The sequence below is a fragment of the Pseudoalteromonas sp. PSi26 genome (assembly GCF_054960575.1).
On the sequence record NZ_JBHNYT010000008.1, the window covers coordinates 136,053 to 158,287 of the forward strand.

Consider the following 22,235-nt stretch of genomic DNA (forward strand, 5'->3'; position numbering starts at 1 on the left):
GTAGGGGTATTGATAAATTTATACTACGCTTTAGTTATAAACTAGTACGTTATAGCTTTAGGTGAAGTAGATGCATGATTTAAAAATCAATATTCTCATTATTGATGACGACGAACTGCTGTTACGTGCGTTAATACGCACACTTAACCGTTTATGCCCCAGCGCTTATGTGCACACAGTTCAAGTTGCTACTCAATTTGAACAGCAAATAAATAACAATGCCTTACCTGATATTATTTTTTGTGATTCGATGATGCAGCTTCCAACAGGTAAAAATGTACTCGAACAAGCCAAACAGCTTTGTCCTTCTGCGCTTAGGTGCTTACTTACAGGTGATATGAGTGGTAATTATCAGCTCCAGTTAAATAATGTCATCCATTTTCATCTTGTTAAGCCGTTTACTCAGTCTCATTTAAAAAGCGTAATAAACAGCGCAACCGTTTTAAAAACACTCCCTATTAGCAATAAGCATCGCGTGATTTTAGGGCAACTCTCTGAGCTGCCATTTTTAGGTGGTGTAACGCAAAACCTAATCACCGAGCTCAACAAAGATGAGCCTAGTATTTCTATTTTAGAAAAAGATGTCAGGCACGATCCTATACTTGCGGGTAAGGTTTTACAAATTGCTAACTCGGCTTTTATGGGGTTTGATACCCAAACATTGAGTTTGAAAGAAGCCATTGTACGTATTGGCTTAATAAACCTCAGAGCTATTGTGGTTTTTTCAGAATTATCCCATCAATTACTGAGTAAAAATAAACAAAAAGCAATTAATCACCTAATAGACAAAGGTTATAAAAAAGCAGAGTTATCGCAATCGTTAGCAAAATATATAAAGCAAGATCGCCAAACTCAATTACTCGCATGTGCTGTAGGGTTATTAAGTGTTATAGGCGAGTTAATTATAACGAGTGATCCTCATGGCGACTTAGATAACGAAGTTGTACCTAAGTTTGTGTTAAGTGCTTATTTACTGGCGCTTTGGGGGTTTGACCAAAAAATAGTCGATGCGCAATTGATTGATGAATTACCCTCACAAAAAAGCATATCATTAACTTTGATCCACATAATTGTTGAACATATGTTTTGCAATAAAGCATTGAACTTTAATATTGAAGAGTTTGATTTTATAGATGACTTAGAGCTATTTCCCGACATAGAGCAATGGTGGTTAAGTAATAAATAAGGATAAAACATGAAAGGCATAATTTTTAGAGGCTTAGAGGCACTGGTTATTGAAAAGTGCGGTATGGCGGCATGGGATGATTTACTTGAAAAAAACGCCCCAGATGGCCGTGTGTATATTTCTGCGCAAAGTTATCCCGATGAAGAGATAATTGGTTTAGCTCAGGATGTAGCGACAGCCCTATCGATGACTATGCCCGAAGTATTAAAAGCATTTGGTGAGTATTTGTTTGGTCACTTAAACAGAAGCCACCCAACGGTTGCAAAAGGCTTTAATAGTTTTGCAGAGTTAATTATGGGGATTGATAAGGTCATTCATGTTGAAGTCGCTAAGCTATACCATGAACCAAACCTACCAGAAATAGAGTCTAAACTGATTGAAGATGGGTTTATTTTAATGCATTACCGTTCTAAAAGGCAGCTATGTATGTGTGCAGAAGGGCTTATTTATGGTGCGGCTTCTCACTTCGGTATTGATGTTTCTTTAAACCATGTTGAATGTATGCACGACGGCTGTGACAAGTGCGTAATTGAATTGAAGTATGAGGCTTTAAATGGCTGAAGACGATTATAACTACAAAAAAGCGTATTTGCGTGAAAAAGCGGCAAGAGATCAGTTAGAAGTTTTACTTGAAGATAAAACACGTAAGTTATTTTGCGCTAATCAAGAGTTAAAAGAAAAGCTGAGCATGCTAAAAAGCCAGCAGGTAACCATAATGCAAACCGATAAAATGGCAACACTCGGTACGTTATCGGCAGGCGTAGCACATGAAATAAATAACCCGCTTGCTTATGTAATGAGTAATGTAGAAAGCATTAAGTATTTTAAACCAACACTTCATTCATTAATGCAGATATCTAAGCAGTTTATAGATAAGTCTATCTCGGCTTCAGAGCTTGAAGCACAATTGGTCAAGCTCGACCAAGAAACGAATATAGATTTTATTTTAGAAGATTTAGATGAACTGTTAGACGACACGCATGAAGGACTGCATCGCATTGCGGCAATAGTAAATAATTTACTTAATTTTGCCAGACCTAAAAATAACTTATTGGCTATGGCTGATATTACTGAATCTTTAAAGGGGGCGATTAAGTTACTAGCTAATCAATTAAAAAGTTGTGACGTTGAATGTACTTATGACGAGCTGCCATTGAGTTATTGTAATTTATCGGCAATTAATCAAGTGCTTGTAAATATATTGCTAAATGCAAAGTATGCGTGTGATTTAGTTGATGGCAAGCAAGGTCGAATAGTCATCAAGTTATTTTCAGACGAAAAAAATATTTATATTGAAATTGCAGATAATGGCTGTGGAATGGACGAGCAAACTAAAAGCCATATTTTTGAACCTTTCTATACAACAAAACCAGTAGGGAAGGGAACGGGGATGGGAATGGCCATCGTTTATAACGTGCTAAAAGAGCACAATGGGTCCATTGAGGTAGAAAGTGAGCTTGGCGAAGGTACGCTAATGCGCTGTACTATGCCAATAACATTAATGCCGGAATCATCGTTAAACTAATAACGGCGCCATTTAAAACTTAAGCAGATTTAAACAACTATATATAAGGGCTATACGGCAAATGCGTTTAGCTGCTTACATTTTAGGCACTAATAATGACATTAAGATTTTTTGTAATAATAGGTACCCTAATTTTGATGTGCTTTGTAACTAGCCTATTGGTTAGTTACCGATACTTTTTTACGTTACCAACCATAAATGAAAACATTAAAGACTATCAAAATAGAGAGCTATTGAGCCTAGAAATAGCATTAAACAGAGAGTTTGTTTTTTTAAAAACCCTAAATTACGATTATTCGGTATGGGATGACTCATACAATTACATGACGAGCTTTGATAAAGACTATATTGAGTCAAATTATGTGGACGATACCTTTAAATCACTCAAAATAGATGGTGTATTTATTTACGACATGAACTTTAAACAAGTTTATGGGCATACTTTTGATTACATTCAGGAGCAATCCTTTGAGCTGCCAGAATTTGATCTAAATACTCATTTACCTAACCGTACTATCCTACCTTATAAAAAAAATACGTCAGAACGCTTCGGTTTTTTAAGAACAGAGCATGGCCCTGTTATGTTTGCATCCCACGCAATTCAACGAACAAATAAAACAGGAGAGCCTGTTGGTAGTATTGTTTTTATTAAAAAAGTAAGGGAGTCACAATTTGCTAAAATGGCAGAAATGGCACAAGTAAAGCTAAGCTACACTTTAATAAACAAAGACAGCGCACCACAAAAAGCAATTGCTCTTAGTGATGGAATTCAAAATGAGGAAATAGCCACAGAGCGCCAAAGAACATTATTAGATATAAATGGTAACCCAATTTTGCTTATGAATATTAAGCATCATCACCAGCGTATCCCCGTTTTATTTGACCAATACTTAATAATTATTTTGTTAATGTTTTTTATTGTCTCACTAATTGGCTTTTATATAGTTAACCGCTTTTTTATTACACCGTTAATTAATGGCGCATCAGCAATCAATTTAATGTTGCTTAAAAATGACCTTCAACCACTTCACTTTAAAAATCAGTTTTTAGAAATGCGTGTGCTTATAAATGGTTTTAATTCATTAATAAAAGAGGTTAAAAAGCAAAATGCACAACTAGAAAAAAGTAGTAAAATAGACGAGTTAACACAAATTTATAACCGGCGTGCTTTTGAAGAAATTTACGCAATACAGTGGCAGCAGGCCCATAGACTAAAAACAACACTGGGGTTAATGCTAATTGATGTAGATTATTTTAAGTTTTATAACGACTTGTATGGTCACCAAGAGGGTGATAGTGCCTTACAAGCACTATGTCGTGTTTTAAAAGAGACAGCCCAATCAAATAATGGTATGGCCGCACGTTATGGAGGTGAGGAATTTATAATGCTGTTTAACCAGCTTTCGTTTGAGCAATTTGAACTAATATCTCAACAATTACAAAAAAATGTAAATGCGCTTAAATTACCTCACAAAGGCTCTAAAGTAAGTGATGTTTTAACTATAAGTGTAGGCTGTGCTTTTGCAACGGCAAAGGCTATGGATAATGAAAGCATCACAGCCAAATCATTAATTAAAGATGCAGACGTTATGCTGTACGAGGCAAAAAACACCGGAAGAGACAGAGCCTTAATTAAATCAATATAATTAAACCGCTACTGCTAAATTGTTACTATTAATGCTAAAAAGTTTAATACATATTACGTTGTGCTAAACTTCTTTTCCTCCATGTTGCTCGGCTAAATCATCAAGCTCGGCAATGGTATAATCGAAGCCTGTTTCGTCGTAATCATAGCTTACTTTTACGCTATCACCTCCATTAAAAAGACGTGTTTTAACATCGTTCACTGGCCAGTTTTTTAACTCATGTAAAAAACGGTTGGCCACTTGCGATGATTCAAAACGATAACTAATTTCTGTTTTCATGTGTGAGTCTCTGGCTGTTTAACCCCCGTAGTTTGTGCAATTTTGAACGTTAGTCAAGTTTCGATTACAAAAAATAAAAGGAAAAAATGTAAATTTTGTGTTTCAATTAATGCATTAAACTAAGTAGGCAATTGCTTACTTAAACCAAAATATCATGGCGATTTAACATGCATTATAAATTAGTTTTGATAGTAAGCTCAGTCTTTTTTCTAAGTGCCTGCGGTGGTTCTGGCTCCGATGGTACCCCAACCGTTAATGGTAACAAACTTCCTTCTTTAACCCTTTCGGGTTTACCCAGTGATATAACAAAAAGCCAAACTATTGAGCTAAAAGCAACAGCCAGCGATGCTGACGGCAGCATCGCAAGTGTAATTTGGCAACAAACTTCGGGGCCTACGGTGCTAAGTGAGCCAGTAAGCGCAAACTTAGTTAGCGTTAAATTGGCTGATGCACTAACTTACACGCCTTCAGAGTATGCGTTTAATGTTACCGCGACCGATAACGAAGGGGCCACTACCGTAAAAACGGTCAATTTTTTTGCCCGCAATAGCATGGATGCATTTTCTGCAGCTCGGTTGTTGCATCAAGGAAGCATGGGGCCAACGCTTGCAGAAATACAAAGCGCGCAAGGGCAAAGTGAGCTGCAATGGCTTAATGCCCAACTGGCATTGCCCATTAACTACCATCGTGACTATATGGTGTTTACTAATGACGATGAAGATTTTAGGTATATAAGCCGAATAGACGCGTGGTGGAAAGCCGTCATGCAAAGCGACGATCAATTGCGCCAGCGCGTTGCCTTTGCGCTGAGTGAAATACTTGTAGTGTCTGATCTTAATAACGATTTACGCTCGCAGCCTGAGGGCATGGTGACATATTACGATTTACTGCTAACGCATGCATTTGGTAATTTTCGTGATTTACTTGAGGCGGTAACTTTATCGCCAATCATGGGAACTTACCTTAGTCATTTGGGCAACGAAAAAGCCGATGAGGCCCTAAATATTCGCCCAGATGAAAACTATGCCCGTGAGGTTATGCAGTTATTCACTATTGGGCTTGATGAGCTAAACCAAGATGGCACTGTAAAATTAGACGCTAACGGTAATACCATTGCAACGTATGGCCAAGCAGAAATTGAAGGCTTTGCTCGTGTGTTTACAGGGTGGACATTTGCAGGAAGCGAAACATTTAAGCGAAAAAGTCGCGATTATGTTGCGCCCATGCAAGCATTTGAAGAGTACCATTCACAAAAGCAAAAAACGCTATTAAACGGCGACGTTATTCCCCAAGGATATGGAGCGCAAGAGTCCTTACAACTAGCGCTTGATAATTTATTTAATCATCAAAATGTAGCGCCGTTTATTAGTAAGCAGCTAATACAACGACTTATTACATCAAACCCTACACCGCAATATGTAGAGCGAATTGCCAGCGTGTTTAATGATAATGGCGAAGGCGTAAGAGGGGATTTAGCTGCAGTAGTCAAAGCTATTTATTTAGATGATGAAGCTCGCCATTATGGCAGTGTATTAAACTACCAAGGGAAAATAAAAGAACCCCTTCTTAAAACAGTCCAATTTTGGCGAAACTTAAACGCAAGGTCACCCGAAGGTTATTACAAAACATGGAATTTAGTTGACCGATATGGGCAAGGGCCTATGCAGTCGAGTTCGGTGTTTAACTTTTTTAGACCTGACTACCAGCCTGCTCAGTTGCGAGCAGATGCATTAGTGGCTCCTGAGCTACAAATAGCGGGTGACGCTACCCTTATTGGCACGATGAATGAGCACTTTGCCGATTTAGTGTGGAGTACCGCAGAGGCGCACACCGATTTAAATCCAAATGGCATTTATGTTTACATCATTAACGATATGAATACCTTGCAAAGCAATGGGATTAACTACTTACTCGATCAATACAACGTACTGTATTTTGCAGGCTCTATGAGTAGTGACACACGCCAAGCATTATTAGATTTAGATGCCTATTTTGATGACGATCAATATCGCGAACGGGTATCGTATTTACTTTATATGATTGCTATTTCACCTGAATTTAATTTGCAGTATTAGGAGAAGCATAATGAGCATTAATAGAAGGCAATTTTTATCGTTATGTTTAAAAGGTGGTGTATCGGCAGCCGCACTGACTAGTTTGCAACTACAAGCGCTTACCGGCTCTGTTAATGCAGTTGAACTAGGCGACTACAAAGCACTGGTATGCATTTTTTTATATGGCGGTAATGACTCACTCAACATGTTGGTGCCCCTTGAGGGTGAGCAGCGAAGCTTGTATGAGCAAAGCCGACAAAATTTAGCTGTTGCTTCGCCAATTACATTAAATACTGTCACCCAGTTTGCTGGTGGTGTGGGTTTGCATCCATCACTGTCGCCAATTCAAAATGTGTTTAATGAATCTAATTTAGCGTTTGTTGGTGGGGTAGGTACCTTACTTGCGCCAACAACTTACAACGATTACAAAAATAACGCAGTGGCGTTGCCTAAACACTTATTTTCTCATAATGATCAGCAAGCGTCTTGGATGTATGGCCGTGAAAAACAGTCGCTCAATAGCGGTTGGGGCGCGCGTTTGTTAGAGCGTCTAAATCAGCAAGATCAGTTTGCTGCCAATGTGTCCTTAGATGGAACCAACCTGTGGCAAACCGGCAGTCAAACAAAAGCGTTTGCATTAAATAAAAGTGGGATTAGCCGTATAAATGCATTTGGTGGTTATCAACCTCGCACAGACCATGTAACTAATATTATGAACCGCATAATGGGCAATACTAAACATCCACTCAGTGACGCTTATGCAAAAAGTTTTAATTCGGCCATTAACAATACTCAAACCATGAACAACGCGTTAGAAACTGCCCCTGAGCTAGTAACAACATTTAGCGATTCGAGTGTTTCTCAGCAATTGGCTGCAGTGGCAAAAGCCATTAGTGTGCAGTCTACGTTAGCAACACAGCGCCAAGTGTTTTTTGTTTCAATGGGCGGGTTTGACACTCACGATAACCAATTAGATATGCATCCGTTATTACTAAACTCATTAGCGCAAAGTTTGAATGAGTTTAATAATGCGATGCAAGAGCTAAATATGGCAGACAAAGTAACGACCTTTACAATGTCTGATTTTGGCAGAACGTTGACCTCAAATGGCGATGGCACCGACCATGGTTGGGCGGGTAATCAACTAGTAATGGGAGGGGCTGTTAAAGGCGGGGATATTTATGGTGATTTTTTAACTCAGCATCTAGATGGGCCGCAAGATGTTGGCGGGGGCCGACTTATTCCAAGCGTATCTAACGAGCAATACTTTGCAACGCTCGCGCAATGGTTTGGCGTTGCACCCTCTGAATTGAGTGATATTTTTCCTAATCTGACCAACTTTGATCGCACAACATTGGACTTTTTTGTGTAATTAGTTGCTAATGGTAAACCAAAATCAATCACAAGCAGTATAAGTGCTGTTTGCAAAATAACAATTACACACAAAATGGAGCACAAAAATGAAAGTTTTAGTCAGCTTGGTGAGTTTAATCGCCTTTTTACTCGTTGTATTACCTGGCCCTTTATACAAGTTTGGCGTTGTTGATTTAGGCCTTGCCTTTACCGGCTTTAGATACGGCGTTTATGTAGGGGGGGCAGCGCTTGTATTGTTACTGGTGCAGCTAATATTTATGCGCAAAACCGCTTCATTCGGTAGTGCTATTATTGCCGTTATATTTTCTGTGGTTGCTATTGCTATGCCGCTTAACATGATGAGCAAAGCTAAAAGTGTTCCGCCAATTCATGATATTTCTACCGATTTAGTTAATCCGCCCAAATTTGTTGCTATTGCACCGCTTCGTGCTGATGCACCAAACCCAGTTGAATATGCAGGGGAAGAAACCGCGGTACAACAACGAAAAGCGTACCCAGAACTAACAACACTTAACTTTGCACAAACGCAAAATGATTTAATGGCAGCAACCGAGCAAGCCGTTAAAAGCTTAGGCTGGGAGTTAGTAAGCGTTAATAAATCACTTGGTTTGATAGAAGCAACAGACACTACAACCTGGTTTGGCTTTAAAGACGATGTTGTCGTTCGTATCGTCGATGAAGGCAGTGAACGTTTTGTTGATATAAGAAGTAAATCACGCGTAGGTCGCAGCGATTTAGGAAAAAATGCGGAACGTATTAATACCTTAATTGATGAAATAAACGCTGAACTTACTAAGTAGCATTTTTTAAACATTGCTATGTAATTGAGCCCAAATAGTATTTGGGCTTTTTTTGTGGCTGTTTTTCAGTTTGTATTCACCCCATAGAGTGCATACTCAATACGTTTTAAATTTTTAAACAACTATGGAGTTATTATGAAAACAGTAGGATATGCAGCACAAAGCCAAGGGTCTGAGCTTACAGAGTTTGCCTTTGAACGCCGCGATTTACGAAATAACGATGTAGAAATTGAAATTTTATACTGCGGTGTGTGCCATTCAGATTTACACGCGGTAAGAAATGATTGGGGCGGTGTAAAATACCCACTCGTGCCAGGCCATGAAATTGTTGGCAAAGTTAAGTCGGTTGGTAGCGACGTAAAAAAATACAAACAAGGTGACACCGTTGGCGTAGGCTGTATGGTTGATTCGTGTAAAAGCTGCGATCAGTGCGACAATAATGAAGAGCAATTTTGCCGTGAGGGCATGGTTGGCACTTATGCCGGTAAAGACAGAGAAACCGGAGAAATAACCCAAGGCGGCTATTCTAAGCATGTTGTAGTTCGTGAAGAGTTTGTACTTTCAATACCACAGAATTTAGATCTCTCACGCGTAGCACCGTTGTTATGTGCAGGTATTACTACGTATTCTCCACTAAATAAATGGGGCGTTAAAAAAGGCAGCCGTGTTGCAGTTGTGGGCCTTGGTGGCTTAGGTCATATGGCGGTAAAAAATGCCGTAGCAATGGGGGCCGATGTTACTGTTATTGGTCGAAGCGAATCTAAAAAAGAAGATGCTGTTAAACTTGGTGCCCAGCATTACTTAGTTTCAACAAATGATGACGAAATGAAAGAGTCACAGTCGGCTTTTGATGTGATCATTGATACAGTGCCTGTTAAGCACGACCTATCAATTTATACACCGCTATTAGACATAGATGGCGCATTAATTATTGTTGGTCAAGTCGGGCCTGTTGAAGAGTTAAATACAGTGCCATTATTAATGGGACGACGTCAGGTTGCAGGTTCACTTATAGGTGGTATAGCAGAAACGCAGCAAATGCTCGATTTTTGTGGTGAAAACAATGTATTGCCTGAGTGTGAATTGATTAACATTGACGAAATTAACACCGCATACGAACGTATGGAAAATTCAGATGTACGTTATCGTTTTGTGATTGATATGGCGTCGTTAGATTCGTAAAAATTATTGATATGAAAGTAAAAGAGCGGCTTATCTGTCGCTCTTTTTGTGTCGTGATTAATTAACTGTTTTTAAATCCGGTGACTTATTAAGTTGTAAATAGCTCAGCAACCACATTCCTAAGCCACCTAAAAATAATGCCGCAGCGACATAGCCAGTTTGATTTGGCGCAGCCCCTTTGGCAATCGCGATTCCACCTAGCCACGGGCCAATTGCGTTTGCTGTATTAAATGCACATTGAACTAATGCGCCTATCATTGCATGCCCCTCAGGTGCAACATCCATTAAAAGGCTTTGAATTAATGTAGCTAAACCGACACTGCACCCTATGAAAAAAATAACCACATAAAGCACCCAAATATTATAACTTGCCGTAACATAGGCAAATGCAAAAATAATGGTACACACAAGCGCAAAGCCTGTGGTTTTTATTGCCGACTTGTCAGCGGCTTTTCCTAATACGTAGTTACCCAGTGTACAGCCAATGCCAAACATCACCATTGCAACCGAAATAGTATAAGGCGCTGTTTTTGTTACATCTAAAATTGTGTCGGCAATGTAAGTGTATATGCAAAAAACACCACCAAAACCAATAATAACAATGCCTAAAATTGACCAAACAAGTTTGTTTTTTAGCACGCCAAACTCATTCAATAAGTTAGAGGGCTTAGCGTTATCTATGTTTGGCACTACTTTATAGACTAAAATAAAGGCGATAAATGCTAAAACAGCAGCACCTGCTAAACAGTAGCGCCAACTTAAATTTTGGCCTACCAGTGTTACAACGGGCACTCCAACAATAGTGGCAATGGTTAATCCCATAAATACCTTTGACATAAAGCTGGCTCGATGGCCTGCTGGCGCAATATCTGATGCAAGCAAAATGGCAGCACCAAAATAGGCACCATGGGGCAGACCACTCAAAAACCTAAATATGATTAACTGCTCTAACGACGTAGCCAATGCACTAAGTCCGTTAGATACACACATTAAACTTAAAAAAATGAGCAGTGCTTTTTGTTTTCGCATATTAGCCGTTGTTAGCATTAACAGTGGCGCGCCAACAACTACGCCCATAGCATAAGCGCTTATAGCATAACCACTTTGAGAAGGCGTTGTGCCAAATGTTTCGCTTATAAGGGGCAACGTTGGCATCATCGAAAATTCAGATAACCCTAAAATAAAGGTACCTAGCGCCAGCACAATTAAAATAGCCGTTTTATCTAGCTGATTGGGTATAGACGTAACATCAGGCTTCATAAATCCCCTTTTGAATTAGATGTTTAAATATAAAAAGTAACGCCAGAGCCAAAAATGCAATGGGTTATAAATGCAAAAATTTTATGAGATGAATATAGAAAAAACGAGAATTAACTAGTTTAAGTGAAGCGGTAGGCTAAGTCATTAGATAGAGTTAAATAAATATGATTTATATTATTTAATTAGTACCTACATACTTAACAAACGCTACAGCTGTGATGAGGGTGACGAATGAAAAACCGCTTAAAAGTACTCAGAGCTGAGCAAAATCTAACACAGGCTAAACTAGCTGAATTATTAGATGTATCGCGCCAAACCATTAATGCAATTGAAAAAGGTAAGTTTGATCCCAGTTTACCGCTGGCGTTTAAAGCAGCGCGGTTATTTGAATTAAAAATAGAAGATATTTTTGATGATGAATAACGCAGGCATATTTAAAATAAAATGAGCAAAGTGCGACAATTTGTCGCGCTTTTATTCAAGCCTGACGAATTATAATTAGTCCAACTATTACAGTGGCATAATTATAAAATGGCAGATTTAAGCAACACTCCAAACACATATTTATTAACGCCTTTGGCTTTTTTTATAGGCAGCATATTTTCTTCAGCAGCCTTTGCAGACGACACCTCTTTAGAAGTTATTGAGGTTTATGGGCATTCGCAAAATAAACATCTTGCACTTGGTTCTGCAGAATCATTACTAAATGATTTAGGTGTGGATTTTTCTGCTGCAGGTGGGGTGTCTAATTTGCCTATTTTAAATGGCTTGATGGGGGATAGAGTAAAAGTATTAGTCGATGGGGCTGATGTTACAGCGGCATGTGCTAATCATATGAACCCTCCGCTTTCGTATGTTTCTGCTAATCAAATTACGGCTTATCATGTCATTGCGGGTATATCAGCGGTGAGTGCCGGTGGCGATAATATTGCTGGGGTAATAAGCGTAAATACTATTTCACCACAGTATAGCCAAAGTAATGAGCTTCAATGGCACTCAGGCTATGTATCTGCTCAATATAATAGCGTAAACAATGCGCGAAAAGTTGGGGTAGGAGCACGTATTGCGAGCAATACCCTGAGTTTTAATTACCAAGGTGCGTTTAGTGATGCCAAAAGTTATGACGACGGAAATGGAAACTTGGTATTAGATACCTTATATCGCGTTCAAAACCATGCGCTTTCTGCAGCAATACGAGACGAAAAACAACAGTTTGTTGTTAAGCTTACACATCAAAAAATACCTTATCAGGGCTTTGCCAATCAGTATATGGATATGACTGATAACAAAAGTTATGGCGTTACTGCCCAGTACAAGCGTGTATTGGAAAACAGTGAATTGGAAGCCCAACTTAATTGGCATGATGTTAAACACGAAATGGGTTTTTTTAGCCCTGAAAAAACCGGCATGATGCCAATGAATACCGATGCGCGCGATATAAGCTCACAAATTAAATGGCGTTTAAACCTAGATAGCAATAGCAGCTTATTACTTGGGCAAGCATTTTATGATTACCGAATTGATGATTGGTGGTCTGCTGTTGAAGGTTCCGCCATGATGGGCCCTAACGACTACATTAATATAAATAATGGTCAGCGTAAGCGTATTGCAGCATTTGCAGAATTTGAGAGCCAAATAAATACTAAGTTGTGGTTAAATTCAGGTATACGTGTTGAACATGTAAAGACACGTGCTGATGATGTTCAGCCTTACAATGAAAGCATGGCAATGATGAATATGAGTGCTATGCCAATGCAGCCCAGTAACGCAAGTGCCGCTGCTGCTTTTAATGCCATTGAGCACGATAAATCAGACACGGTGGTTGATATCAGTGCACTACTTAATTATCAGCTTACTCATTCTGACGAGCTACAAATTGGTCTTGCTCGTAAAAACAGAGCACCTAATTTGTATGAGCGATACAGCTGGGGTGTGAGCAATATGGCAACCACCATGATTGGTTGGTACGGTGATGGCAATGGCTATATAGGCAACCAAAATTTAGAAGTAGAAACCGCGCATACAATAAGCACTACTTATATTAAATCGGCTCAAAACGAAGACTGGCAAGTAAGTGCTAACATTTGGTATACCAATGCATCTGACTACATTGACGCAGACTTCGTCAGGTCTTTCAATCGATTTGGCTTAGAAAATACAACACGTAACATACTTAAATTTACTAATACGGATGCCGTATTGTATGGGGTTAAGTTTGATTTAGCCGCTAATATTCATCAATCTAAAGCACTCGGTAATTGGCAATTAAATGCCAATATTACTAATACACGTGCCAAGCGAGATGATACCAACCAGTCGCTTTATCAAATAAAACCACTGCATACTAAGCTTGCAATTAACCATCAACTCGGCCGCTTTGAAAATACGCTGTCGTGGCAATGGAATGATGCTAAAACACGCGTCGATAGCAACCGATTAGAACACCAAACCGATAGCTACAACATTGTAAATTTAGGTTCAAAAGCGTCATGGGGCGACTTAACGTTAAGTGCACAAGTGAGTAATTTATTTGACGAGTACTATCAACTACCGCTTGGTGGGGTGAGCATTGCGCAGCTTAAAAAAGGCGAAAGCACTGGTTTTGAGCAGCTCGCAGGGCAGGGGCGTTCGTTTAATATAGGGATGAGTGTCGCATTTTAAGGTAATTATATAATTTACAACTAAGAGCAGGTTACGGCTGCTCTTGGTTTAGTTCAATTTGGGTTGATTGTTCTGCTTGTTGTTCTAGCTTCTCGCGCTCTGCTTTTGATATATACGCGGGCTTATTACTTTTGTGTAATTTAGCGTTAGCGCGTTTGTCTTTCTTTTGAAACTTTGTGACTATTTTTTTACGACGATTCACACTGATTTACCCCAATTATTTTAAGCCGCTTATTATACCGCTATCCAAATTAAAGCTGCCATATAAATATTTACACTTAATAGTTTGTTAAGTTACCGCAAAGCGCTATTTGTAATGCTGTGTGAGCGCTATAATTAAAGCCCTTAGTTATTAATTAAATGGAATAAGTTTTGAAAAAGTTAGCTTTTGCCAGTGCTCTTTTGTTCGCGTTTAGCGCGCACGCACAGTTACATAAAAATATTGATAATGTTGCCGATTACGCTGTAAATACCTACCAAAATGCACAAATACACACGCTAACTAACTTAGTTGCTTTTCCTACAGTAAATAAAGATTCAATACCCGCACCACAAAACTCAGATTTTATTAACTTTAAATCGGTATTAAAAATGAAAGCTGCAGAGCTTGGGTTCGACTACCAAGACCTTGGCTACACCGTGCTTATTGGCATGGGTAAACAAACAGACAAGGTAACAGTGGTAACACACGGTGATGTGCAGCCAGCTAATGCGAGTAAGTGGAAGCAAAACCCCTTTATTATTGATACCTCAGAGCCAGGCAAGTTAGTTGGCCGTGGTACCGAAGACGATAAAGGGGCAATAGCCACAGCGCTTTATGCAATGAAAGCGATTAAAGACAAAGGCATAGAGCTTGATAACCGCATAGAGCTGATGATTTATTTAGCTGAAGAGTCTGATTGGGGCCCATTGACCGAGTTTATGAAAACCTATGAGCAACCAAAGTATGCCGTAACGATTGATGCATCATACCCGGTAGTGGTTGCTGAAAAAGGGTGGAGCTTAATTTCTCCTACATTTAATGCCATATCAGATCAAAAAGCAGTGTATGTAAGCGACCTTGCTGGTGGTGCTTTCAAAAGCCAAATACCAGAAGATGCAAGTTTAGTACTGCATAATGCAAACAATGCGCTATTTAACCAACTAAAAACAAAAGCCAAGCAACTAAATGAAGTTGAATTTAACTTTACTGAACAAAATAATGCCATTGCCATTAATGTAAAAGGCATGTCTGCCCATTCTTCTGAGCCCGAATCTGGCGTGAATGCCATTGCACATTTAGCTGAACTATTTAATGGAATAGCGCTTGAAAACAACAGCGATGGTCAACTCATTAAGTTTGTAAACCAACTTATTGGATTAGACCTTCACGGTAAGCAGTTTGGTGATATTGCCTATAAGCATGATTTTATGGGCCCAATGACAGTTTCTCCAACCGTCATTGAGCGCAGCGGGAATAAACTAACGTTAGCCATTAATGCTCGTCGCCCTGTTGGTAAAAACGAAGATGTTTTAAGGCAGCAAATAGAGACGGCCGTTAATCAGTGGCAGGCTAAAAATAACGTTACACTCGAGAGTATAGAGACGGTAATAGGTAACCCTATGCTTTTAGACAGTGCGCCGCATGCGCAAAAGCTACTTGATATATTTAAGCACTTCACCGGCGACGAAAAAGCCGATTTTGTATCAATTGGTGGAGGCACTAACGCAAAACTATTTGATAATGCAGTCTCGTTTGGACCTTCAATGCCTGGTAAACGTTATACAGGACACTCTGAGCATGAATTTATTACACTTGAGCAATTAGAGCTTAATTTACGCATGTATACCGCAATGATGATTGAGCTGGGTAATATGTAAGCTAAATTTAAATACTCATAAAATAGGTGTTGGTATTAATTAGCACCTATTTTTCAAAATTAACTTTGGGGAGATTTTCAAAACTGGGCTTTGCAAATAAGTAGCCTTGCATTAACTCAACCCCCGCGTGTTTAAGCCACACGTATTCTTCTACTGTTTCTATACCTTCAGCCAGTGCTGTAATATTTAAATCTTTAAACATATTTAGGCAGTGGGTTACTATTAATTGGCGTTTTTTATCGCTGTTTATATCTCGTATAAGTGCCATATCTAGCTTAATGATATCTGTTTGAAAGTCAGCAAGTAGATTTAAGCCAGAGTAACCTGCGCCAAAGTCATCTGTCGCGGTTTTAAAACCAAGCGATTGGTAATAATCAACCACACGTTTTATATGTGCAGTGTCTTCTACTTTTTCTACCTCGGTAAATTCAAACATAATATTTTTAATTGGGAAATTATACTTTTTTGCCGCTTCTAATGTGGTGCGTATGCAGCGCTCAGGCTTATAAATAGCGTTGGGTAAAAAATTGATACTAAGCATTGAGGTAATGCCTAGTTTGGCAGCAAGTTCAATTGCTTTAATACGGCAAAGCTGGTCAAACGCATAGCGGTTACTTTCGTTTATCTTAGAAATAATAGAATAAGCAGATTCGCCGTTTAGCCCCCTTACTAATGCCTCGTAGCCAAAAATATGGTTGGTTTGGCAATTTATGATAGGTTGAAACGCCATTGAAAAATCAAACTCAAGTGTGTTTGCATCTTCACAGTTACTGCAGGTAACTTTTGTGCAATTTGTTGATTTTTCATTCATTTAGTTCGGCCTGTTTAATATAAGCATTTAAGGTTAGTTTAAGTTCGATCTTAACACAAACAAGTTAAAGTATGAGTTTTTATATTTTTAACTAGTGAAAAATAACTAATAAGTAAGCCCTAATTAATGACACTTGTCATAATATTGAGTGACTTTTAACAGCTGTATTTGTTTTGTTTATGCTTAAAAATAACCCTATACACAAAGGGGAGAGTAAATATGAATACATCAACATTTTTTGAAAACCTAAAACGTTACTTAGTTGTGTTAGTATTTTTTACAGCAATTAATTTAATTACATCGCCAAATAATTTATGGGTAGTTTGGCCTGCGTTGGGTATGGGGATTGCGCTACTTAACGATTTATTAGATTTAACCACTTCAAAAAGGGTTGGGTAATAAATACAAAGCCAAGTAAAAACTTACTTGGCTTAGATTGCTTACTATTAAGCATGGTATTAGTCGGTTATGAGACGCTCTCGAGTGTTGCATTAAGTGATATTTCGGTATTAAGCAGCTTTGAAATAGGGCAGTCTTTTTTAGTTTGCTCACACAATGCTTGAAATTGCTCGTTAGCAATATCTTTAATACGTGCGTTTACTTCAAGAGCTATATGCGTCACTGCAAAGCCATCGTCTACCTCATCAAGGCTTACCGTTGCTTTGGTATCAATTTTATCGGCCATAAAACCAGCATCACCTAATGCAAGCGACAGCGCCATGCTAAAACAGGCACTGTGCGCCGCACCTACTAGCTCCTCAGGGTTTGAGCCTGGCTCATCTTCAAAACGGGTATTAAAGCCGTACGGCTGTTTATCAAGTGCGCCACTTTGCGTTGAAATACTGCCTTTGCCTGTTTTAATATCGCCAGACCAGGTTGAGTTTGCCGTTTTTTTTATCGTCATCATCTTCTCCTTGTTTAAATGTAAGTTTTTCAGATTAGGTAAGCGTTATTTACAAAAAGCTTAAATAAAACCGAAAAAACATTAATTTCAGATGATGTTGCAAAATAGACGCCAGTAAATTGCAATCACTTTTTATTTCGTTTACACCGCTCTGAGCAGTAAATAACGTTATCCCAATCTCGCTGCCATTTTTTACGCCACGAAAATGGCTTGTCGCATACTGGGCATATTTTGTGAGGTAGGTTTAGTTTTTTATGCGCCATAATTACTTAACCTTAGTATTATTTTGAGTGGTGCTTTTATTTTTTACTTTGCTTGTTTTAGGTGTGATTGCAACATGCTTTCTAAGTATTTTGCCTATGGCACGTTTAACGTCTGGACGCTCTCGGTATTGCCATAATCGTTCGCGGGCGTCTTTTGAGGCGAGTGCTAAATCAAGCATAGGCTCGGGGTAATCTTCACCCAGTTTAAAATCGTTAAAAAGCGCTTCCATTGGTGTTTGCTCCCACGGCTCGTGTAAGTATTCAATAGGGAGCTTTTCAAGTTCAGGGCACCACTTTTTTATAAAGGCGCCGGTAGGATCTTGATCTTCTGATTGTTTAATCGGGTTGTAATGGCGAATAGTATTAATGCCCGTAACCGATGCTTGCATTTGAATTTGCGGGTAGTGAATACCCGGTTCAAAATCTAAAAAGTAATTTGCCAGTGGTAAACTTGCTTGCTGCCAACTTATATTTAAATGATGGGTTACAAAGCTCACCAACATAGCGCGCATTCTAAAGTTAATATAGCCGGTGGCTTTTAAACAGCGCATGCATGCATCTATTATTGGTATGCCTGTTTGCCCCTTTGCCCAGCGCTCAATGTCGCGTTCTACATACTCATCGGTACGATATGGAAATGAGTGATATCCCGGATTTAATGCGTTAAATTCCATGGTGCATTCACTTTCAAATTTTTGCATAAAGTGGCAATGCCAATGCAAACGAGATACAAAAGCAGCAAGCGGACGCTTCCAGCCTTTTTTATCGGGATGGTTTGAATGATAAGCATCTATCGCCATTTGATAGACTTGCCTAAGGCTTATATTTCCCCATGCTAAATATGGCGATAGTCTAGAGCAATGGGTGCGGCTTAAGCTAGGGCTAGATATTCCTTTTTGATAGCCTTTACCGCGCTGGTCAAAAAAACTTTGCATAACTACTCTTGCGTGAAGCGATCCTCCTTGCTGAAAGTTATCATCATCTTGCGTGTAGGTTTTAGGTAACGCTGGAGTTTCATAATCTTTAAGTTTTACGGTATTAACATTTTTCCAATTGGGTATAGCAAGCGGGGAGTGCATTGTTTTTTGCCAGCGCTCATTCCAGTTATCACGATTTTTTTTACCACGAATAACAGCGCCAGTTGGCGATTCTAGCCAGTTTATATGGTTATGCTGGCACCAAGCTTTAATTGCTAAATCGCGTTCAAAGGTATTATTTAGTCCTATTTCTTGGTGGCTAAAAATACGTGATATTTCAAATTGGTTATTGAGCCTTTGAAGCAGTGTTTGCATATTTTCATTAAATATATAAACCTTTGCATTAAAGCGCGCTAACTGAGAATTTAAATTAACAATAGATTGATATACAAAGCGCCAATGCCGCTCATTGTAATGAGCATCTTCAAGTAGAAGTGGTTCAAAGTTATAAAGTAGTAAGGTCGCTATGTCAGTATCGAACGCATTTTTTAAGGGCTGATGATCGCTTAAGCGTAAATCGCGTTTGAACCACACTATGTTTATTTTTTCACGCATTTAATTTACGACTCATCGCTTAAAGTTAGTATATTAGTGTTCACGTTATTTGTGTTTTTTGCTTGCGTATTAGCTAGTTGGTACTGGTTGCTAGATAAAAGTATTGAAATACAAAACAGTTAAAGTTGTTAATACGTAAAGGTTTTAAATTGCGATTTAGTTTTAATAATAAAAAGGAAAAACATGTTTTTAGATTTAACTAATAATGCCAATCACAATGTGTATTCATATTTAGTGGGTGGTATAAGCCCGCGACCTATTGCATGGATCAGCACGTTAAGTGAGAAGGGAATTGCGAACATTGCCCCTTACTCATTTTTTACCGTAGCAAGCTGTAACCCTCCTGTATTAAGTGTTACTCAGGTAAATCCGCGAGATCAAGCTAACAAAGACACCTTAACTAACTTACTGGCGACTAAAGAGTGTGTAGTCAATATTGTTAGCAATAACTTAGTTGAACAAATGAATCAAAGCTGTGCTAATTATCCAAATGACGTGAGCGAGTTTGATGAAGCAAATATACAACAGGCGCCAAGTTTGTTAGTGAGCCCGCCAAGTGTAGCAGCTTCTAAAGTACGTTATGAATGCACATTACGTGAGGTCATTACTATTTCAGACCAGGCAAGTGGCGGTAAAATGATGTTATTAGATGTAGTAGGTATTTGTGTTGATGATGCAATATTAGTAAACGGTTATATTGACCCTGCTCGCTTAGATGCTGTAGGAAAAATGGGGGGTGATTACTTTAGTACAACAAAAGATAAATTTGTTCTTAAGCGCCCTCAGTTGTAGAATACGGACCTGATTTAAAAACATAAAAATAAAAGGATTTTTGATGCGTAAATTCATTGCTGCTGCAATAATCACTCTTCTGAGCTTTAACACCCTTAGCGCGCAAGATAAAAAACTACCAATAGAAGCCTTTGCGGGCTTAAAAGACTTTAGCCAAGTAAAGCTTTCGCCTAATGGTGAAAACCTTGCCTTTGTAAGAAACAACAAAGGCACTTTAATTCTAATGGTAAAAAACTTTAAAACAGGTGTTATTACCCCTGTTTTACAATCTGACAACCAAACTGTATTTTTTGACTGGTATAGCTGGGCGAATGATGATGTGCTGTTGCTTGGTGCACGCCATATAAAGTACCAATTTGGTGGTGCTAAATATACTTCAACACTTATGTATGCTTATAACTTAACTGACGATAAAGGCATTAAGTTGGCTATGAGGGGCAATGCAGCCCGTGGCGAAAGACAACCACAGTTTGCCGATAAAATTGTTAGTTTTTTACCTAAACAAAAAAATAAAATTTTAGTGCAGGGTGACTTTAAAATAGCTAATACCCCAGCGGTATACGAGTTAGACCTAACCACATTGCGCAGAACGCAAATACAAAGGCCTCGTAATAATGTTACAGCGTGGTTTGCCGACAGACAAGGCAATGTGCGAATCGCTAAAATAATGGATGATACCCAATTTACTTATGAATTACTTAACGCTGAGACCGGAGACTGGGACACGTTATTTGATTACGAAGTATTTAGTGAGCAAAGTATTTCTATATTAGGGTTTGATAAAAACCCTAACCTTTTATATATCTCGGCTTTGCACAACGGGCGAGATGCATTGTTTAGACTTAACCTAACTACCAAAGAGCGCGAGTTGATTTACAGTAATGATAAATACGACTTTGATGGTTCTATTTTTTATTCTAGTAAAACAGGTGAGGTTGCAGGGTTTACTGATTCTCACATAGAGGACGGGGTAAACTACTGGGATGCAGATTTAGATAAACTTCACCGTTCTTTAAGAGTATCGCTTCCTAAAGACGACTACGATATTGATATTTTAAGCACCACCGAAGACCAGCAAAAGTATATTGTTTACTTTACCTCAGACAGCACCTCTGGCATGTACCTTCTTGGCGATAGAACTAAAAATGAATTGGCTTTACTTGCTCATGCTTACCCAAAAATAGATGAGACAGTATACGGCGGTAAAGAGCGCATTAGTTATAAAGCGCGAGATGGATTAACCATTGAGGGTTATTTAACGTTGCCTGTAGGGTATAAAAAGGGCGATAAATTACCCACTATAATATTCCCGCATGGTGGTCCAATGGCGCGAGATTACGCTAACTTTGATTATTGGACTGCATTATTGGCTTATCATGGTTACGCTGTATTACAGCCAAACTTTAGAGGCTCAAGCGGATATGGTTACGAGTTTTTAATGGAGTCAATTCAGGGTTTTGGTTTGGCCATGCAAGACGATTTACAAGATGGTGCTAATTGGCTAATTGAGCAAGGTATTGCACAACCTGAAAAAATTTGTATTGGTGGCGCAAGTTATGGTGGTTATGCAGCGTTAATGGCGGTTGTTAAGCACCCTGAAACATTTAAATGTGCTGCCAGTTTTGCAGGCGTAAGTGATTTAGAACACCTTGTTTTTAAAGCGCGTTACTTTACCAATAAAGAAATAGTAAGAAAGCAGTTTGGTACAGATGACGATATGCTAGAGGCTAACTCACCTGTAACGTACGCAAAGCAAATCAACCGACCTATATTATTGGTTCATGGCAGTGATGACAGTGTAGTGCCTGTTTACCATAGCCGGGAAATGGAAGATGAATTAGACGATGAAAATAAAGAGGTTACTTATATTGAGTTAGAAGATGGCGATCACTATTTATCGCATCAAGCACATCGCGTTAAAACGCTGCAGGCTTTTTTAGATTTTTTTGATAAACATTTAAAAAACTAAACAATACAAAGGCGACTTAGGTCGCCTTTTTTGTACAATCTTTTTAAGTAGGTGCACATTGTTTGCACGTTTAGTTGTTAAACTTATTTAAATATGGCCAAGTTATAAATGGCGGTTTAATTTTTAGGTGAACGCTT

The 22,235-nt window shown here is 38.7% G+C and carries 21 protein-coding genes; 14 read left to right on the plus strand and 7 right to left on the minus strand.

Annotated elements, in window-relative coordinates; all coding sequences use genetic code 11:
- Positions 1-70: 70 nt before the first annotated feature.
- The 4 genes from ACFI34_RS10855 (at position 71) to ACFI34_RS10870 (ending at position 4,357) form a co-directional block, all read left to right on the plus strand.
- Positions 71-1,186 (plus strand): HDOD domain-containing protein, encoded by a 1,116-nt coding sequence (locus ACFI34_RS10855; RefSeq protein WP_462673485.1) that lies wholly within the window; start codon positions 71-73, stop codon positions 1,184-1,186.
- Between the two features lie 9 nt (positions 1,187-1,195).
- Positions 1,196-1,747 carry a heme NO-binding domain-containing protein gene (locus ACFI34_RS10860; RefSeq protein WP_462673486.1) on the plus strand — a complete coding sequence of 184 codons (552 nt, stop codon included), beginning with the start codon at positions 1,196-1,198 and terminating at the stop codon, positions 1,745-1,747.
- Positions 1,740-2,711 carry a sensor histidine kinase gene (locus tag ACFI34_RS10865; protein WP_462673487.1) on the plus strand — a complete coding sequence of 324 codons (972 nt, stop codon included), beginning with the start codon at positions 1,740-1,742 and terminating at the stop codon, positions 2,709-2,711. The genes ACFI34_RS10860 and ACFI34_RS10865 overlap by 8 nt, the downstream gene beginning before the upstream one ends.
- A gap of 95 nt (positions 2,712-2,806) precedes the next feature.
- Complete coding sequence (locus ACFI34_RS10870) at positions 2,807-4,357, plus strand: sensor domain-containing diguanylate cyclase (RefSeq protein ID WP_462673488.1); 1,551 nt, start codon at positions 2,807-2,809, stop codon at positions 4,355-4,357.
- 63 nt (positions 4,358-4,420) lie between these two features.
- Here the strand turns inward: ACFI34_RS10870 and ACFI34_RS10875 are convergent, their stop codons facing one another.
- Entirely contained in the window at positions 4,421-4,636 is a 216-nt protein-coding gene (locus ACFI34_RS10875; protein ID WP_006791468.1) for a hypothetical protein, read from the minus strand.
- Between the two features lie 167 nt (positions 4,637-4,803).
- Here ACFI34_RS10875 and ACFI34_RS10880 point away from each other — a divergent pair, with 167 nt between their 5' ends.
- The 4 genes from ACFI34_RS10880 (at position 4,804) to ACFI34_RS10895 (ending at position 10,046) form a co-directional block, all read left to right on the plus strand.
- Positions 4,804-6,711, plus strand: a complete 1,908-nt coding sequence (locus ACFI34_RS10880; protein ID WP_462673489.1) for a DUF1800 domain-containing protein — start codon at positions 4,804-4,806, stop codon at positions 6,709-6,711.
- A 10-nt stretch (positions 6,712-6,721) separates the two neighbouring features.
- Positions 6,722-8,062: a DUF1501 domain-containing protein gene (locus ACFI34_RS10885; RefSeq protein WP_462673490.1), complete on the plus strand. Its 1,341-nt coding sequence runs from the start codon at positions 6,722-6,724 to the stop codon at positions 8,060-8,062.
- 88 nt (positions 8,063-8,150) lie between these two features.
- Positions 8,151-8,864: a DUF1499 domain-containing protein gene (locus ACFI34_RS10890; RefSeq protein WP_462673491.1), complete on the plus strand. Its 714-nt coding sequence runs from the start codon at positions 8,151-8,153 to the stop codon at positions 8,862-8,864.
- Between the two features lie 135 nt (positions 8,865-8,999).
- Positions 9,000-10,046 (plus strand): NAD(P)-dependent alcohol dehydrogenase, encoded by a 1,047-nt coding sequence (locus ACFI34_RS10895; protein WP_462673492.1) that lies wholly within the window; start codon positions 9,000-9,002, stop codon positions 10,044-10,046.
- A gap of 57 nt (positions 10,047-10,103) precedes the next feature.
- On the opposite strand, the gene ACFI34_RS10900 is transcribed toward ACFI34_RS10895, so the two are convergent.
- On the minus strand, positions 10,104-11,306 hold the full coding sequence (locus ACFI34_RS10900; protein ID WP_462673493.1) for an MFS transporter: 1,203 nt from the start codon (positions 11,304-11,306) through the stop codon (positions 10,104-10,106).
- A 231-nt stretch (positions 11,307-11,537) separates the two neighbouring features.
- Between ACFI34_RS10900 and ACFI34_RS10905 the strand changes: the two genes are divergently transcribed.
- Positions 11,538-11,729, plus strand: coding sequence for a helix-turn-helix transcriptional regulator (locus tag ACFI34_RS10905; RefSeq protein ID WP_006791459.1), 192 nt, complete (start codon positions 11,538-11,540; stop codon positions 11,727-11,729).
- A 108-nt stretch (positions 11,730-11,837) separates the two neighbouring features.
- Positions 11,838-13,967, plus strand: coding sequence for a TonB-dependent receptor (locus tag ACFI34_RS10910; protein ID WP_462673494.1), 2,130 nt, complete (start codon positions 11,838-11,840; stop codon positions 13,965-13,967).
- A 31-nt stretch (positions 13,968-13,998) separates the two neighbouring features.
- On the opposite strand, the gene ACFI34_RS10915 is transcribed toward ACFI34_RS10910, so the two are convergent.
- Entirely contained in the window at positions 13,999-14,169 is a 171-nt protein-coding gene (locus ACFI34_RS10915) for a DUF2986 domain-containing protein (RefSeq protein ID WP_462673495.1), read from the minus strand.
- Positions 14,170-14,339: 170 nt separating this feature from the next.
- Between ACFI34_RS10915 and ACFI34_RS10920 the strand changes: the two genes are divergently transcribed.
- A complete protein-coding gene (locus tag ACFI34_RS10920) occupies positions 14,340-15,827 on the plus strand; it encodes a dipeptidase (RefSeq protein ID WP_462673496.1) in 1,488 nt (495 codons plus the stop codon).
- A gap of 46 nt (positions 15,828-15,873) precedes the next feature.
- Here the strand turns inward: ACFI34_RS10920 and ACFI34_RS10925 are convergent, their stop codons facing one another.
- Positions 15,874-16,638, minus strand: coding sequence for an EAL domain-containing protein (locus ACFI34_RS10925; RefSeq protein WP_462673497.1), 765 nt, complete (start codon positions 16,636-16,638; stop codon positions 15,874-15,876).
- 219 nt (positions 16,639-16,857) lie between these two features.
- Here ACFI34_RS10925 and ACFI34_RS10930 point away from each other — a divergent pair, with 219 nt between their 5' ends.
- Positions 16,858-17,037, plus strand: a complete 180-nt coding sequence (locus ACFI34_RS10930) for a 2TM domain-containing protein (protein WP_462673498.1) — start codon at positions 16,858-16,860, stop codon at positions 17,035-17,037.
- 67 nt (positions 17,038-17,104) lie between these two features.
- Here ACFI34_RS10930 and ACFI34_RS10935 read toward each other — a convergent pair whose 3' ends face one another.
- The 3 genes from ACFI34_RS10935 to ACFI34_RS10945 form a co-directional block, all read right to left on the minus strand.
- Positions 17,105-17,542 carry an OsmC family protein gene (locus tag ACFI34_RS10935; protein ID WP_462673499.1) on the minus strand — a complete coding sequence of 146 codons (438 nt, stop codon included), beginning with the start codon at positions 17,540-17,542 and terminating at the stop codon, positions 17,105-17,107.
- Between the two features lie 125 nt (positions 17,543-17,667).
- On the minus strand, positions 17,668-17,805 hold the full coding sequence (locus tag ACFI34_RS10940; protein WP_462673500.1) for a DUF2256 domain-containing protein: 138 nt from the start codon (positions 17,803-17,805) through the stop codon (positions 17,668-17,670).
- A 2-nt stretch (positions 17,806-17,807) separates the two neighbouring features.
- Positions 17,808-19,337 (minus strand): cryptochrome/deoxyribodipyrimidine photo-lyase family protein, encoded by a 1,530-nt coding sequence (locus ACFI34_RS10945; protein ID WP_462673501.1) that lies wholly within the window; start codon positions 19,335-19,337, stop codon positions 17,808-17,810.
- Between the two features lie 183 nt (positions 19,338-19,520).
- Between ACFI34_RS10945 and ACFI34_RS10950 the strand changes: the two genes are divergently transcribed.
- Positions 19,521-20,129 (plus strand): flavin reductase family protein, encoded by a 609-nt coding sequence (locus tag ACFI34_RS10950; protein WP_462673502.1) that lies wholly within the window; start codon positions 19,521-19,523, stop codon positions 20,127-20,129.
- A 43-nt stretch (positions 20,130-20,172) separates the two neighbouring features.
- Entirely contained in the window at positions 20,173-22,098 is a 1,926-nt protein-coding gene (locus ACFI34_RS10955) for an alpha/beta hydrolase family protein (RefSeq protein ID WP_462673503.1), read from the plus strand.
- Positions 22,099-22,235: the final 137 nt, after the last annotated feature.

Bases quoted from the DNA above. Each gene is read 5' to 3' on its own strand.
- ACFI34_RS10910 (WP_462673494.1), top strand. From the start codon at position 11,838: ATGGCAGATTTAAGCAACACTCCAAACACATATTTATTAACGCCTTTG.
- ACFI34_RS10935 (WP_462673499.1), bottom strand. From the start codon at position 17,542: ATGACGATAAAAAAAACGGCAAACTCAACCTGGTCTGGCGATATTAAA.
- ACFI34_RS10905 (WP_006791459.1), top strand. From the start codon at position 11,538: ATGAAAAACCGCTTAAAAGTACTCAGAGCTGAGCAAAATCTAACACAG.
- ACFI34_RS10940 (WP_462673500.1), bottom strand. From the start codon at position 17,805: ATGGCGCATAAAAAACTAAACCTACCTCACAAAATATGCCCAGTATGC.
- ACFI34_RS10875 (WP_006791468.1), bottom strand. From the start codon at position 4,636: ATGAAAACAGAAATTAGTTATCGTTTTGAATCATCGCAAGTGGCCAAC.
- ACFI34_RS10925 (WP_462673497.1), bottom strand. From the start codon at position 16,638: ATGAATGAAAAATCAACAAATTGCACAAAAGTTACCTGCAGTAACTGT.
- ACFI34_RS10870 (WP_462673488.1), top strand. From the start codon at position 2,807: ATGACATTAAGATTTTTTGTAATAATAGGTACCCTAATTTTGATGTGC.
- ACFI34_RS10865 (WP_462673487.1), top strand. From the start codon at position 1,740: ATGGCTGAAGACGATTATAACTACAAAAAAGCGTATTTGCGTGAAAAA.
- ACFI34_RS10955 (WP_462673503.1), top strand. From the start codon at position 20,173: ATGCGTAAATTCATTGCTGCTGCAATAATCACTCTTCTGAGCTTTAAC.
- ACFI34_RS10950 (WP_462673502.1), top strand. From the start codon at position 19,521: ATGTTTTTAGATTTAACTAATAATGCCAATCACAATGTGTATTCATAT.
- ACFI34_RS10860 (WP_462673486.1), top strand. From the start codon at position 1,196: ATGAAAGGCATAATTTTTAGAGGCTTAGAGGCACTGGTTATTGAAAAG.
- ACFI34_RS10945 (WP_462673501.1), bottom strand. From the start codon at position 19,337: ATGCGTGAAAAAATAAACATAGTGTGGTTCAAACGCGATTTACGCTTA.
- ACFI34_RS10930 (WP_462673498.1), top strand. From the start codon at position 16,858: ATGAATACATCAACATTTTTTGAAAACCTAAAACGTTACTTAGTTGTG.
- ACFI34_RS10900 (WP_462673493.1), bottom strand. From the start codon at position 11,306: ATGAAGCCTGATGTTACGTCTATACCCAATCAGCTAGATAAAACGGCT.
- ACFI34_RS10855 (WP_462673485.1), top strand. From the start codon at position 71: ATGCATGATTTAAAAATCAATATTCTCATTATTGATGACGACGAACTG.
- ACFI34_RS10895 (WP_462673492.1), top strand. From the start codon at position 9,000: ATGAAAACAGTAGGATATGCAGCACAAAGCCAAGGGTCTGAGCTTACA.
- ACFI34_RS10890 (WP_462673491.1), top strand. From the start codon at position 8,151: ATGAAAGTTTTAGTCAGCTTGGTGAGTTTAATCGCCTTTTTACTCGTT.
- ACFI34_RS10885 (WP_462673490.1), top strand. From the start codon at position 6,722: ATGAGCATTAATAGAAGGCAATTTTTATCGTTATGTTTAAAAGGTGGT.
- ACFI34_RS10880 (WP_462673489.1), top strand. From the start codon at position 4,804: ATGCATTATAAATTAGTTTTGATAGTAAGCTCAGTCTTTTTTCTAAGT.